Here is a 14,203-nt window from a genome sequence, read left to right on the forward strand (position 1 = left end):
AGGATGTTATGTTTCATCATATCAGTGTATTACTTCAAGAAACGATTGATGGTTTAAATATCAAAGAAGATGGAATCTATGTAGACTGTACACTGGGTGGTGGTGGACATAGTCAGGAGATTCTCAAACGTTTAACGACGGGACATCTTTATTGTTTTGATCAAGATCAAACGGCTATAGCGGCGGCTCAAGAACGTCTGGCACAGATTTCTGATCGTTTTACTATTATTTATGCCAATTTTAAAAATTTAAAAGAAGAACTGGCAAAACGTGGTGTCGGCCACGTGGATGGATTTGTTTTTGATTTGGGTGTATCTTCGCCACAGTTTGATGATGGTGAACGTGGTTTTAGTTATAACTATGATGCTCGTTTAGATATGCGAATGGATCAAAATCAAAAGATCAGTGCCTATGAACTGGTCAATCAGGCACCAGTGTCAGATTTAATCACATGGTTATATAAATATTCTGATGAAAAGTTTGCTAAACAGATTGCCAGAGCCATTGCACGTCATCGTGAACAAAAACCTATCGAAACGACTTTTGAGCTTGTCGATATTATTAAAGAAGCAATACCAGCTCCAGCCAGAAGAAAAGGGGGACATCCAGCCAAGCGAACTTTTCAGGCTTTAAGGATTGCAGTTAATGACGAACTAAATGTTTTTGAACAGGCTTTAAATGATGCTTTGACACTTTTAAATGTTCATGGGCGTATTGCAGTGATTACTTTTCATTCTTTGGAAGATAAGATTTGTAAATATACTTTTCAAGAAGTAACGAAACAACCGGATTTACCAAGAGGAATGCCGGTTGTTCCAGAATATTTAAAACCTCGATTTAAAAAAATAACAAAGAAACCAATTGTAGCAAGTGATGAGGAATTATTAGAAAATCATCGCTCACATTCAGCAAAATTAAGAATTATAGAAAGGATATATGAAGATGAGAAATAAGAAAAGAGAACCAAGATTTTTAAGATTTTCAAAACGTTTATTAGTGATGAGTTTTATTGTTTTTGTTGTGGGAATTGTTGCTTTAAATTCTTATGAATCAACAATCAATGTTGCATGTAATAAATTAGAAAAAGACATTAAGACAATTGAATCAGATATTGACGGGTTAGATATGAAAAAATTAGAATTAGCATCTTTTTCTCGTCTGGAATCAGTTGCTCAAGCGAAGGGATATACATATAAACAAAATACTGCCACAGCTGCCGTTGTAGGAGTTCCTGAAGAATAATGGCAATGAAAAAAAATAATAATCAAAGTGCTAAAATTGTTTATTGCATTATTATGGTGGTTATTGTTTGTATGGTATGCAATGTCATTTATCTGGGAGCTACTGGTAAACATTTTGTCAGTGGAAATGATATTGAAGAATATGCTGAAAGTCGTGGTGAAAGTAAGACAGATATTTTATCTGCCAAACGTGGAACGATTTATTCAAGTGATAATGAAGTCATTGCGGGTGATATGAAAACATATAAGCTTTATGCTATTTTATCAAAAACCCACTTAACTTTGGATAAAAAGCCAGATTATGTTGTTGATCCAGAAGCAACAGCAAAAGCATTGGCACCAATTATTGGAATGGATGAAGAAGATATTTTGAAGCAATTAAAGAAAGACACTTATCAAGTTGAATTTGGAAGTTATGGAAATAATCTTTCTTCACTCGTTAAAGATCAAATTGATGCTTTAAAATTACCGGGTCTGGAGTTTGATGAAATTACAACAAGAAATTATCGTTATGGTGATTTTGCTTCTTATGAGGTAGGATATGCGCAAGCTGTTACAGATGAAATCAAAGGAAAAACAGTACAGACATTGGTAGGAAAAATGGGTATTGAACAAGCTTTTGATGATGAATTATCTGGAACGGATGGAGAAAGAACTTATCTCGCCGACAACAATAATAATGTTTTACCTAATGGAATTTTAAGTGAAACTGCACCCGTTGCTGGAAATGATGTTTATTTAACGATTGATACAGATGTTCAAACAGAATTAGATATGCAGATGGAAAAGATGATTGAAGAATTAAAACCGGAAAAAGCAACATGTGGTATCATGGATGCCAAGACAGGGAAATTGTTGGCGATTTCTAATTATCCATCTTTTGATCCTAATAAACGTGATATTAAAAATTATGTGGATTTATTTTTAAATGAACCAGTAGAACCGGGATCAGTTTTTAAATCATTTGTTTATGGAAATGCGATTAATGATCAAAAATTAGATGTTGATGATACATATCAATCTGGAAAGTTTCATTATAAAGTCAATGGGAAAACGGTTGCTACAATTAATGACCATAATAGTGGTCGTGGTTGGGGAACAATAAGTTATAAAAAAGGATTTTATTATTCAAGTAATACAGGAATTTGTCATATCTTGAGTGAAAAAACAGATAAACAATCTTTACTTCAAGATTATGAAGATTTAGGATTCTTTAAAGAAAGCAGTATTGATGGCTTAACTTCAGCGGCTGGTTTTGCAGGATATAAGCGTGAAGGTGAAAGAACTCTAGAATATTTAACAACAGGATTTGGTCAAGGTTCTACATTTACTGCTTTACAATTGATTCGTGCTTATAGTGCTTTTGCGAATGATGGAAAAATGGTAGAGCCATATCTGGTTGAAAAAGTTGTCAATAGTGATAGTCAAGAAACACTTTATGAAGCCAAAACACAGTATTCTAAACAGATTTATTCAGTAGATACAGTTAAACAAGTTCGAGAATTGTTGAAAGGTGTTATTAATGAAGAAGGAAGTACCGGATACAATTATCGCATGGATGATGTGAGTTTGATTGGAAAAACGGGAACAGGGCAGGTAGCTTCTGAGTCAGGTGGATATCGAAGTGGTTATTATACACATAGTTTTGTAGGAATGGCACCTTATGATGATCCTCAAGTGATTTTAGTTATGTGGTATCAGGGAAGTTCATCAAGTACGACATCTGCCGCAAAGGTTGTACAGGGAGGTATTCGTGCAGCTTTGAATAAATTAAATACACAGCCATCACAAGTTGTGGAAACATCAACATTTGTTTTAGATAATTATATGAATCAAAGTGTTGATTACGCTAAAGAAGTTCTTTCTAATCATCAGCTTTCATCGCTTGTCATTGGAGATGGTGATATTGTCATGAGTCAATATCCAAAAGCTCAAACTGAAGTTTCATCGAAATCTCGTGTATTTTTACAGACGAATGGAACGAATATAACCATGCCTTCGATGACGGGCTGGTCACGAAAGGAAGCAGAAGCCTTTGGTACGATGGCTCATGTGGATATTGAGTTTAAAGGCGAAGGTACAATTTATAAACAGAGTGTAACGAAAGGAACAAAACTCAAATCAAATCAAAAAATTACAGTGACTGCAAAATAGGAACTTTTGAAGTTCCTATTTTCATATTTTATAAAAGAAATCATACAATATGATGGTGATAAAAATGATTTTTTCTCGTATGATCAAAAAGATTCAATGGGTTAATATTGTCATGACCATCATTATTTTATGTATTGTACTGCGTTTAGGATATAGTCAATTTTTTGCTTATCAGGAATTAAGCTTAAAAGCAACAGAATCATGGCAACGTAGCTTTCCATTAGAAGCATCACGTGGAAAAATCTATGATTCTCAACATGTCACTTTAGTTGATAATTTAACAACATCTTCGTTAATTGTTGTACCAAGCCAAATTCATGATCCAATTCATACAGCTTATGAATTATCACGTATTTTAAAATGTGATGAGCAGACATTACTGCAAAAAATTCAAAAAAAGGTTTCTGTAGAAAGAATTCAACCTGAAGGCAGACAGTTAGATGAAAATAAAGCTTATCAAATTGATCGTTTAAAATTACCGGGTGTATATCTTGTACAAGATACATTGCGTTATTATCCTTTTCAAAATTATCTGGCTCAAACATTGGGATTTGTTGGGATAGATAATCAAGGACTGGTAGGATTAGAACGACAATATGATCAATATCTTTCTGGAGTCAATGGCAGCATTCATTATTATATGAATGCTAAAGGACAAAATTTAAATATCTATCCAGCAAAATATGAATATCCTACAACAGGAATGGATATAGAATTAACGATTGATACACGTGTTCAGGATGTTGTAGAAAGAGAATTGAATAATGCCTATGCGACTTATGATCCCGATTCTATTTTATGTCTGGCGATGGACCCTCGTAATGGAAAAATACTGGCTATATGTTCCAAACCGGATTTTGATCCTAATGACTATCAAAATGCTGATAGTGAAATCTATAATCGTAATTTGCCCATATGGAAGTCATATGAACCGGGTTCAACCTTTAAAATTATCACTTTCAGTAGTGCCTTGAATGAAAATCTATTTGATATGGATAAGGATACTTACTATGATAAAGGGTATGAAATTGTTGGTGGAGCAAGAATTAAATCATGGAAAAAAGGAGGACATGGCTTACAGACTTTTCGTGAAGTATTACAAAATTCATCGAATCCCGGTTTTGTGGAAATTGGTCGCAGGTTAGGGAAAGAACGTTTATATCAGTATATACAAGATTTTGGTTTAACGAAGAAAACAGGTGTCGATATGATGGGAGAATCAAGTGGTATCATGTTTGCTTATGATAAGTTCAATGAAGTAGAACAGGCGACAGTGGCCTTTGGTCAAGGAATATCTGTCACACCGATTCAACTGGTAAGAGCTGTTTGTGCCTGTGTCAATGGAGGAAAACTTTATCAGCCCTATATTGTCAACAAAATATATAATAGCAAAACACATGAAGTGATCAGTGAAACAAAACCAAAAATGATAAAACAGGTGATTACAGCGCAAACATCTGCCAAAGTCAGAGATGCCTTAGAAGGTGTTGTGACAGATGGTGGAGGTAAAAATGCCTATATTGATGGCTATCGTATTGGTGGAAAAACAGGAACAGCTCAACGTGCTATGAATGGAACATATGCAGGGAATGGATATATTTTATCTTTTTTGGGTGTTGCGCCTATTGATAATCCTCAGATTGTTTTGTATCTGGCTATGGATAATCCAAAAAAATGTGTCCAATATGGTGGGACAACAGCTGCTCCTATTGCCAGAAAGATTTTTATGGATGTTTTACCTGCTTTAGAAATACCAAAAGTAACGAAACAGAGGGAAAAAGCCTATGTCTGGACAGATGTTCCTGCCTATGATGTAGAAAATTATATTGGTAAGAAAAAATCTGAAGTCCAAAATGAAAATTATGGTTTTGAGTTTTTAGGAGAAGGAGATTATGTGATTGATCAATTGCCACGTGTAGGTGAACAAATAGAACAAGGTCAAAAAGTCAAGATTATGTTAGGCAATAAACAGGATATACGATAAGAAGAAAACACGTCTGATGATAGCTTGTTGAAGAAGAATATGTTATAATAAAGCATTGATTGGAGGAATCATAATGCTTATACAGGAAAGAGAAATCAGACGTGTTGTTAAGGATGAAAAGGAATATCGTTATGGCCGTTTTATGGATATACGAGACGTCTTGGAAAGAATGACAATTTCTTTTGATGAAGGCAATCATTGTTATAGAATGAATGCTAGAATGTCAATTCGTGATGAGAAATTTATTGTTTCTATGAAAATATCACAGGATGGGGAGATTATTCAATCACATTGTAGTTGTTCATTAAAAGGACAATGTCGTCATATTGCAGCTATTTTATTCTTTTTAAAGACATTGACGGTGACATCTTTTCCTTATTTTTATGAAAAAGATGATCAATGGAATAAACAACAACAATTAGCAAAAATAGAAAAACAAAGACAAGAACGAATCTTACAAAAAAAGCAACAGGAATCAATGGATTTAATTCATTTATATAAAGAACAGTTATTAAGAGAATCTTTTGTTCCTTTGATTTCAAAACAATATCAAATTAAAGTTTTTGTACAACAAAAAAAAGATCATTTATGGATTGCTTTTAAGATTTTAGCACCTCATCAAAGCTATATTATTAAAAATATTGAATCTTTTTTAAAAGCCATTGATCATCATGAAAATGTCCAATATAGTAAAAATTTTGGTTTTATTCATAGTTTAGAAGCTTTTGATGAAGACTCAAGAGAAATTATCACATTGATGAAAAAATGTTTTTTAAACAATCAATATCTCCAACAAGGAATCATTAAGACACTTATGTTAAATGATGAACTGGATGAATTTTATCAAATCATGAGTGTTTTACCATCTTCTTATTGTGATATCGCCTTTGATAAGAAAAATATACAGATTCCTCTAGAAATAACCTTAAAAGAAGAAAGTTATGTCTTAGATTTTTCTGATTATCATCAATTTGAAAATGTTTTGATGACTTCTCATTATATTTATCGTTTAGAAAACGATGTTTTATATCGTTATGATTTTCATGCACCCCAACAAGTACTCACTTTTATTCAAAAATGGATGGAAACCAAAGGCGGTTTCTATATCCCACAATCATCTTTGATGGATTTTTATAAATACGTACTTTATGATTTAAATGATGATATTCTTTTAGATACCCATCTTTTTGATACTTATCATCAAGAAGATATGATTAATCTTTATGCAGATATGACCAAAGATGATCAAATCTGTATACAGCTGGAATATATATATGATGATCATATGAGTTATGGTTTTGATGAACACAATACTCATAAATCGAAACAAGCTGATTTAATTGAAGACTATTTACGTCCTTATATTGAAGATATTGATGACCACATGGTTTATTTACAATATGACCATGATTTTACTTATCAGTTTTTAAAGGAAAGTCTGCCTTATCTTTCCCATTATTGTCAAGTTTTTGTTAGTGATGCTTTAAATAGCTTTTCACAGGCTAAACCTGTTGATATACGTGTCGGAGTTCATCTGCAAAATGGTTTGCTTTCGATTGATATTCAAAGTGTGCATGTTCAAAAAGAAGAACTGATGGATATATTAAAAGCATATAAGAAAAAAAGAAAATTTTATAAATTAAAAAATGGACAGATTCTTTCATTAGATAATCAGGAATTACAGGATTTAGACCATCTAACAGATACGTTATCATTGCCAGTGCAGGATATTGTGCGTGGAGAGGTTCAAATCCCAACTTATCGTTTATTTGAAATTGATCAGATGATGCAAGATGATACATCTTTACATTATCAAAGAAGTGAAGAATTAAAGAAATGGATAGAAGATTTTCAAACAAAGGAACATGAATTTGATGTGCCTGAACATTATCAACCGATTTTAAGGGATTATCAAAAGAAAGGATATCAATGGTTAAGGTTGATGGAACATTATCATTTTGGAGGTATTTTAGCGGATGATATGGGGTTGGGGAAAACCTTACAGATGATTACTTATTTTGATAGCTTAAAAGGACAGGGAACACATTTGGTTATTGCTCCAGCGAGTTTAATTTTAAACTGGCAGGATGAATTGATGAAGTTTTCAAATGATTTAAACGTCCTTTGTGTTTATGGAAATAAAGAAGAAAGAGAAGAACATTTAAAAAATCAAGAACAATATGATGTTTTGATTACATCTTATGATTATTTAAGAAGGGATATTGAATGGTATGAAAAATTGTCTTTTCATACAGTTGTGATTGATGAAGCCCAGAATATTAAAAACCCTAAAACGAGAAATGCGATATGTGTCAAGCGTTTAAAAGCTAAACAGCGTTTTGCTTTAACGGGAACACCGATTGAAAACTCATTAGCTGAATTATGGTCTATCTTTGATTTCTTGATGCCTTATTATCTTTATCATTACAGTTATTTCTTAGAACAATTTGAACGTCCTATTGTTAAAGAACATAATGAACAAAAACAAGAACGTTTAAAACAAATGATTACACCTTTTGTTTTAAGAAGAAATAAAAAAGATGTCTTATATGAGTTACCAGAAAAGATTGAACAAACTTTATATATGCATTTGAGTGAGGAAGAAGAAAAATTATATCTTGCTAATTTAGTTCAAGTGAATCAATCTCTCCAACAAAAGCTAGATGTTCAAAAATTAGGACATATTGATATTTTAGCTATGTTGACACGTTTAAGACAATTATGCCAAGATTTGCGTTTATTATATCCAGAGTTTCAAGGGCCTTCGTCAAAGCTGAAAGGATGTATGGAATTGATTCATTCATTAAAAGATAATCATAAGAAAATATTATTGTTTTCTTCATTTACATCTTTATTACATTTAATTGAAGAACAATGTCAAAAAGAACATGTGAGTTATTATCTTTTAGATGGTTCAACACCTAAGGAAAAGCGTAAAAAGATGGTCGATCAGTTTCAAAATGATGATACAACCTTGTTTTTGATTTCTTTAAAAGCGGGTGGTTCAGGTTTGAATCTGACCAGTGCACAGGCTGTTATACATTATGATCCATGGTGGAATATGTCAGCAAAGAATCAGGCAACAGATCGTGCTCATCGTATTGGACAACAGGAAACCGTACAAGTCTTTTCTTTGATTATGAAAAATACGATTGAAGAAAAAATCATGGAATTACAGATGCAAAAGAAAAACTTAGCCGATACTTTTGTAGAGGGCAATGAAGGAAGTATTACAAGCATGAGCTTAGAAGATATGAAATCTTTATTTGAGATCTCTTAGTGAGATCTTTTTTTGTGCAAAAAATGCCCAATTTTGGGCAAAAAACGTGTAGAAATGCGTCGAATTTTGTAGAAAAATATACAATATTTAGGCAAATATGCATTTGATTTTGTCATAGAAGGTGAACATAACAGATTCATCTTGTGTTTTTTAAAGAAAATGCATTTCATATATTTATATGGGAGGGATGAAGGCATGAAGATTATCTATGATGAAAATGAACATATGAATCATCATGAATTAAAACTCGTGTATCATCCCAAAAATAAAAAATTGGCACAATTACTATTAAAACAATTTACAGAAAATTTAGGAGAAGTAGAACTCTATGATGAATATCATAATAAATACTATATCCCTCTTTTAGCTATTTATTATTTTGAGATGGTTGATCAAAAATTTTATGCTTATACTGAAAAAGATGTTTATCGTATTTCCTGTATGAAAATGGAACTTTTAAAAAAGCGGGTGCAGGACTATGGATTTTATCAAATTAATGTTCGTACATTGGTAAATATAAAACATGTTAAAACATATAAAATACAAAGAGGGAGTCGGCGAAGAATTGTTTTAGATAATGATGATATTTTGATTTCCAGTCGACATTATAAACCAGAATTTGATCGACTCGCAGATCATTTAAAAATAGAAAAAATTCATATTTAAAAAGAACGAAAGAAAACTCCTTCGTTCTTTTTTGATGCATCATATATAAATACATATGTAAGAAGCCAAGTTCTTTTAGGCTAAGTCACAATATGATTTATATCTTCTATTCATTTCTATGAGTTGCTGATGAGAAAAATCCCTTTCTTTTATATTTTTGAGTTCATTTTCATATAGAAATGAATAGGTGTTCTTTAAAGACAAGTTCATTATAACGAATCTTTTAATAAAAAACGATGTTAAATGAAAAAAAGACAAGAAAAGAGTAATCATTTTACCGATTCGTCAAAAAATATAAATAAAAAAAATTACAGTTTTGTCAAACTGTAAGATTTCTTGTTATTATTGGTCTAAATCCTTAATACCATAAAATTCATCTTTCTTTTCTACGTTTTCACAAATATAATCTAAAGAAGCTTTATAAAAACGTGAAAAACGAATAAGCTTAGGAACTGAAGGTGTTCTTTGATCAGATTCATACTGAGAAACAATAGGTTTAGACATTTTTAATGCTTCCGCAACTTGTTTTTGTGATAATCCTGCTTCTTTTCTTAACGTTTTTAATCTTTGCCCAATACTCATGCTTTCACCACCTTACAAATATTATACACTATGAAGATTTGCTTTAGGGAAATTGATAAGAATTTACAATCTTTTCCAATCATTTGTCATTCGACATATTTCCAAAAATTGGCATAAAAGTGACCAAAAACGGGAGAAAAGTGGACTGATAACAAACTGCAAATTGACTACAATAAAAATATAATCATAATAAGATAAGGGAGAGGAAACTATGAATGTTGCAGTATGTGATGATCAACTTGATTATTTGAATTTAATTCAAAAGAAAATCATTGAATGTTTTCATGAACCAGAGATGGAATTGAATGTGTATACTTTTTCAACCATTCAAGATATGCTCAATAGTACAAGGTTTCGCTGTTATGAATTTGCTTTTATTGAAATGAAAGTGGAAAAAGATCGAGGTATTGAGGCAGCTTATAGATTGAGAAAGCTGAATCGTGCCTGTCAAGTCGTATTTATTAGTGATCAGTATTATCATATTCATGAAGCATTTGCAGTAAAAGCAAGAGAATATTTATTGAAACCGATTGATACAAAACAATTTCAAAGCGTTTTTGATTATCTGATGGATTGGTATTTACATCAAAATGTAAAGTTTGTGATTCCAATTAGGGAATTAGGACGTAAACGTATTTTTAATGTAGATGAAATCAAATATTTTGAAACTTACTATAATGATTTGGAAATTGTGACTGTTGATGATCAGCATTTCATGGCTCATGTCAAGAATCGTTATAAGCTAAGACCAGTATTAAAATCAAGATGGTTTATGCAGGTTAATCAAAGTGTTCTGGTGAATATGAAATGTATTGATTTTTTAACGGATCGTAATGTTATTTTGAAATCAAGAGAAGTTTTTCCAACAAGTCGTAAAACATTATTTCAAAATCATCTTTTATTTGAGAAATTTTTAAAGGAACAAGAAGAAAAAGAATTATTAAAGAATGGGGAGAGTAAAAATTGAGAATTGCAGTTGTAGATGATGAAGAATTATATCTTCAGGATGTCTGTTTAAAGATAGAAAAATTGAAACAATCATTTGATGAAATTGTTGATATTGAAGTAGATACATTTCATCAAGGAAAAGATTTTTTAAAGGCATTTCGTTTAAAGCCTTATGATCTTGTTTATTTAGATATTGAATTATCTGATATTAATGGTGTTCATTTAGCTCATCAGATTCACCTTCAAAGTCTTTCAACAATGATTATCTTTATGACGAGTCATATGAACTATTTCCATCAGTCCTATGTTGTAAATGCTTTTCAATATCTAACCAAACCATTAAAAGAACCATTATTTTCATATGAATTAAAAAGAGCTATAAAACATTATAAATATATGAATAAAGCTTTTGTATTTCCAACTTCACAAGGAAAGATTGTCTTTCGTTTATCAGAAATTATTTATTTTGAAACAGCTTATAAAAGCTATAAAATACATACCACAAGAGGTGTATATTATGGTTCATTAAAAGCAGCCTATGGACTTAGAAAAGCATTACTAGATTATAACTTTGTGAAAATACAAAGAAGTTTTATTGTCAATATGGAACATATTGTAAAAGTAGAAAACATATTATTGTATATGTCAGATGGGAGTTTATTAATTGTTTCTAAGAAACGCTATAAAGAATTCAAAAGAATATTTTATAGATTCTTAGAGAATAAAAAATAAGACAAATTTCTGTCTTATTTTTTATTTCTGCAACATAATCCTTAAAACAACACAATCATCTTTAACATCATATTTCACATCACCATGATATTTCTTTGCGATTTCTTTGATGCCTTTGACACCATATCCATGAGCAACACTATCCTTTTTACTTGTCTTATGAAAATAAGGGTGACTACCTCGAGGAATAGAGTTTGTGATATGAATAATAATATGAGTTTGTTTACTTTGTAGTTTTAAAGATATTTTTCTTTGATCCTTTACTTTTTCACAAGCTTCTCTTGCATTATCAAAAGCTAAACCTAATACTAAAGATAAGTCATCTGGCACAATACTTCCTAAATGTAAAATCTTAGTAATCTCTTCATCATATTCAATATTCTGTTCTTTCATTTGATATATTTGATGATTAATTGTACTATCAATCATAGTCATACCTGTATGTGTTAATGCTTGATATGCCTTGATATGAATATCTAAGTTTTTATCAATATATTCAAGTGCTTCCTTATATTCTCCTTGTTTTAAGTGAGATTGCAGGATAATAAGGATATGATTGAGATTATGATTAATTTTTCTAATTTCTAACTGTTGTTTTTCTAATTCTTGTACAAATTCTTCTTCTTTAGCCATATTTTGTATAATTGCTTCTTTATTGTGTTTATCTGTTTCATATTTTGTCTGCATTCTATCAAAGCATATTAACGCAATAATACTAATAACGACTGTAAAGATATAAGTACGGGCGATACTGACAGTACGAAATAAAATGGGATTATTAAAAATGAAAACAAAAGAAAAATATATTAAAATAAAGATAGTTAACAATTTATAATATTTTAAATTAATAAATATTATATTTCTATATTTAATTAAAAGAAAAGTATATAAAATATAATCTGCAAAAACATAATTTAGTATAAAATAATTAAAAATCTTGGGTGTGTAAAAAATGTAAAATCGTACATTAAATATCCATGTGAGTATAAAAGCTGCAAATATTTGAATGATGATTTTTTCAAAACTATAACTAAGAATTCCTTTTGCAAAATCTAATTTATTAATACTATAATACCAATATATAATAAATAACAAGAAAGTAATAAAAAGTTGCATCAAAAAATAACTTGTAAAATTGTAAATATATTGTAAGCATATAAAAATAATTAAATACATGATATATTTTATATTTTTAAATTTTCTTTTATATACATCTGGATAAATATTTTTTAAATAAAAATCAAGTAACAAAATATCTAAAATAGCGATAAATGCTTTGCATAATAAATTAATAATCATAATTACATCTCCTTTTCTACGTAATCAAAATATTTTTCTCTGAACTCTTTACGAATACGTTTCGTTAATGGAAGCATGTCATCATTGGACATAACGACATAGTCAAAATAAAATGATTTGACATGCTTAAAGTTAATAATGATACTCCTATTGAGTGGAAAGAAATGATAATCTAATAATTGTTGTCTTGCTTTCTTGATTGTTTTGAGATTGCCATAATAATGGTGGTTAGTTGTTTTGAGTTTGTATTTTCCATAACTGGTTTCTAAATAGATGATTTCATTTGTTTTGATATGGATTTTTCCTTCTGTTGTGGAAAATGTTACTGTACGATTTAAACGTTTATAAACTTGAAAAGCATGTTCAAGTTCTCTGTCGAGTAAATCATAGTCGATAGGTTTATCAATAAATAAATCTGCACCTAACCACATAGATTCTGGTAAATAATAATGATATGCAGTAATGAAAACAAAGATACAGTTTGGTTTTATATCTAACATCATTTTCGCTAGTTCAATACCATTTAATGTTTCACCAAGTTCAATATCCAAAAAGACAATATCGTAAGGTTCAATCCGAAAAGCATCTAATAACTGGGTGCCTTGTATAAAACCATCAATAATGGCGGGCTTCGTGTCATGAAACTCATATTTCTCAATCCTTTCCATAATATCTTCAACATAAAATAATTCGTTGTCACATATTGCAATACGCATATTTTCTACCTCCTTTTTGACAACTATTTACATTATATGACAAAGGATTTTATATCAAAAAACTTCTTTCAATGTGCATTTTTAAAGCTTAAATATGCACAAATTCGTCATAAATGATAACTTTTTTGATAGATATGATAGAGTTTTTTTTGAAAGGAGGTGGAAAATATGACAATACAAAAAAAGATGACAGCCATTGCATTAAGTTTGCTTGTCTTAGGAGGGACAATGGCATCAACTTTTGCTTATACTTATGTATCTGGAACGAAGTATCAGACTGTAACTCATAAAGATATTCCTGCGTGGGGAAATACCCACTATGATACAAATTATGGGAGTAAAAAAACGATGACAAGTCAAATTGGTACGTTTAAAAAAACAAAAGGGGATGCTGCGTTGGGTAACTTTGCAGAACTAATTACTTCTTCTAAAAAATCAGTAACAATGGCTGAAGGAATTCCTTTGAATTATGCAGTGCTTGTTAGTGAGCATGGCTGTAATAAGGGAACTGTTTATTTTACAGGGGTATCTTCTCATGGATTAGAACCAAGTAATACTTGTGATGTAACTTTAAAATTTAGTGCAGATGATTTATTGTAAA

At 30.6% G+C, this 14,203-nt stretch carries 12 protein-coding genes; 9 read left to right on the plus strand and 3 right to left on the minus strand.

Annotated elements, in window-relative coordinates; all coding sequences use genetic code 11:
• Nucleotides 1–8: 8 nt before the first annotated feature.
• The 6 genes from rsmH to B5E75_RS00965 all read left to right on the plus strand — a co-directional run bounded on the left by rsmH (nucleotide 9) and on the right by B5E75_RS00965 (nucleotide 9,325).
• Nucleotides 9–953 carry a 16S rRNA (cytosine(1402)-N(4))-methyltransferase RsmH gene (gene rsmH / locus B5E75_RS00940; protein ID WP_087356944.1) on the plus strand — a complete coding sequence of 315 codons (945 nt, stop codon included), beginning with the start codon at nucleotides 9–11 and terminating at the stop codon, nucleotides 951–953.
• On the plus strand, nucleotides 943–1,242 hold the full coding sequence (locus B5E75_RS00945; RefSeq protein WP_087356945.1) for a hypothetical protein: 300 nt from the start codon (nucleotides 943–945) through the stop codon (nucleotides 1,240–1,242). Before rsmH ends, B5E75_RS00945 begins: the two co-directional genes overlap by 11 nt.
• Entirely contained in the window at nucleotides 1,242–3,395 is a 2,154-nt protein-coding gene (locus B5E75_RS00950; RefSeq protein WP_087356946.1) for a penicillin-binding protein, read from the plus strand. Before B5E75_RS00945 ends, B5E75_RS00950 begins: the two co-directional genes overlap by 1 nt.
• Before the next feature lie 64 nt (nucleotides 3,396–3,459).
• The gene (locus tag B5E75_RS00955) at nucleotides 3,460–5,379 is read left to right on the plus strand and encodes a penicillin-binding transpeptidase domain-containing protein (RefSeq protein WP_087356947.1); all 1,920 of its coding nucleotides are present in this window, start codon (nucleotides 3,460–3,462) and stop codon (nucleotides 5,377–5,379) included.
• Nucleotides 5,380–5,452: 73 nt separating this feature from the next.
• The gene (locus B5E75_RS00960) at nucleotides 5,453–8,659 is read left to right on the plus strand and encodes a DEAD/DEAH box helicase (RefSeq protein WP_087356948.1); all 3,207 of its coding nucleotides are present in this window, start codon (nucleotides 5,453–5,455) and stop codon (nucleotides 8,657–8,659) included.
• Nucleotides 8,660–8,854: 195 nt separating this feature from the next.
• A complete protein-coding gene (locus B5E75_RS00965; protein WP_087356949.1) occupies nucleotides 8,855–9,325 on the plus strand; it encodes a LytTR family DNA-binding domain-containing protein in 471 nt (156 codons plus the stop codon).
• 342 nt (nucleotides 9,326–9,667) lie between these two features.
• Here B5E75_RS00965 and B5E75_RS00970 read toward each other — a convergent pair whose 3' ends face one another.
• Nucleotides 9,668–9,907, minus strand: coding sequence for a helix-turn-helix domain-containing protein (locus B5E75_RS00970; protein WP_087356950.1), 240 nt, complete (start codon nucleotides 9,905–9,907; stop codon nucleotides 9,668–9,670).
• 211 nt (nucleotides 9,908–10,118) lie between these two features.
• On the opposite strand from B5E75_RS00970, the gene B5E75_RS00975 reads away from it, so the two are divergent.
• Both B5E75_RS00975 and B5E75_RS00980 read left to right on the plus strand, forming a co-directional pair.
• Complete coding sequence (locus B5E75_RS00975) at nucleotides 10,119–10,874, plus strand: LytR/AlgR family response regulator transcription factor (RefSeq protein ID WP_087356951.1); 756 nt, start codon at nucleotides 10,119–10,121, stop codon at nucleotides 10,872–10,874.
• Nucleotides 10,871–11,587 (plus strand): LytR/AlgR family response regulator transcription factor, encoded by a 717-nt coding sequence (locus B5E75_RS00980; protein ID WP_087356952.1) that lies wholly within the window; start codon nucleotides 10,871–10,873, stop codon nucleotides 11,585–11,587. Before B5E75_RS00975 ends, B5E75_RS00980 begins: the two co-directional genes overlap by 4 nt.
• A 21-nt stretch (nucleotides 11,588–11,608) precedes the next feature.
• On the opposite strand, the gene B5E75_RS00985 is transcribed toward B5E75_RS00980, so the two are convergent.
• The gene (locus tag B5E75_RS00985) at nucleotides 11,609–12,886 is read right to left on the minus strand and encodes a GHKL domain-containing protein (RefSeq protein ID WP_087356953.1); all 1,278 of its coding nucleotides are present in this window, start codon (nucleotides 12,884–12,886) and stop codon (nucleotides 11,609–11,611) included.
• Between the two features lie 2 nt (nucleotides 12,887–12,888).
• Nucleotides 12,889–13,602, minus strand: a complete 714-nt coding sequence (locus B5E75_RS00990) for a LytR/AlgR family response regulator transcription factor (RefSeq protein ID WP_087356954.1) — start codon at nucleotides 13,600–13,602, stop codon at nucleotides 12,889–12,891.
• Between the two features lie 168 nt (nucleotides 13,603–13,770).
• Between B5E75_RS00990 and B5E75_RS00995 the strand changes: the two genes are divergently transcribed.
• Nucleotides 13,771–14,202 (plus strand): hypothetical protein, encoded by a 432-nt coding sequence (locus B5E75_RS00995; protein ID WP_087356955.1) that lies wholly within the window; start codon nucleotides 13,771–13,773, stop codon nucleotides 14,200–14,202.
• Nucleotide 14,203: the final 1 nt, after the last annotated feature.

The organism is Massiliimicrobium timonense (assembly GCF_002160865.1).
In the GTDB taxonomy this organism is placed as follows: domain Bacteria; phylum Bacillota_I; class Bacilli_A; order Erysipelotrichales; family Coprobacillaceae; genus Allocoprobacillus.

Coding starts and splice junctions, on each gene's coding strand:
- B5E75_RS00960 (WP_087356948.1), top strand. CDS start 5,453: ATGCTTATACAGGAAAGAGAAATCAGACGTGTTGTTAAGGATGAAAAG.
- rsmH (WP_087356944.1), top strand. CDS start 9: ATGTTTCATCATATCAGTGTATTACTTCAAGAAACGATTGATGGTTTA.
- B5E75_RS00995 (WP_087356955.1), top strand. CDS start 13,771: ATGACAATACAAAAAAAGATGACAGCCATTGCATTAAGTTTGCTTGTC.
- B5E75_RS00950 (WP_087356946.1), top strand. CDS start 1,242: ATGGCAATGAAAAAAAATAATAATCAAAGTGCTAAAATTGTTTATTGC.
- B5E75_RS00975 (WP_087356951.1), top strand. CDS start 10,119: ATGAATGTTGCAGTATGTGATGATCAACTTGATTATTTGAATTTAATT.
- B5E75_RS00970 (WP_087356950.1), bottom strand. CDS start 9,907: ATGAGTATTGGGCAAAGATTAAAAACGTTAAGAAAAGAAGCAGGATTA.
- B5E75_RS00965 (WP_087356949.1), top strand. CDS start 8,855: ATGAAGATTATCTATGATGAAAATGAACATATGAATCATCATGAATTA.
- B5E75_RS00990 (WP_087356954.1), bottom strand. CDS start 13,602: ATGCGTATTGCAATATGTGACAACGAATTATTTTATGTTGAAGATATT.
- B5E75_RS00945 (WP_087356945.1), top strand. CDS start 943: ATGAGAAATAAGAAAAGAGAACCAAGATTTTTAAGATTTTCAAAACGT.
- B5E75_RS00955 (WP_087356947.1), top strand. CDS start 3,460: ATGATTTTTTCTCGTATGATCAAAAAGATTCAATGGGTTAATATTGTC.
- B5E75_RS00985 (WP_087356953.1), bottom strand. CDS start 12,886: ATGATTATTAATTTATTATGCAAAGCATTTATCGCTATTTTAGATATT.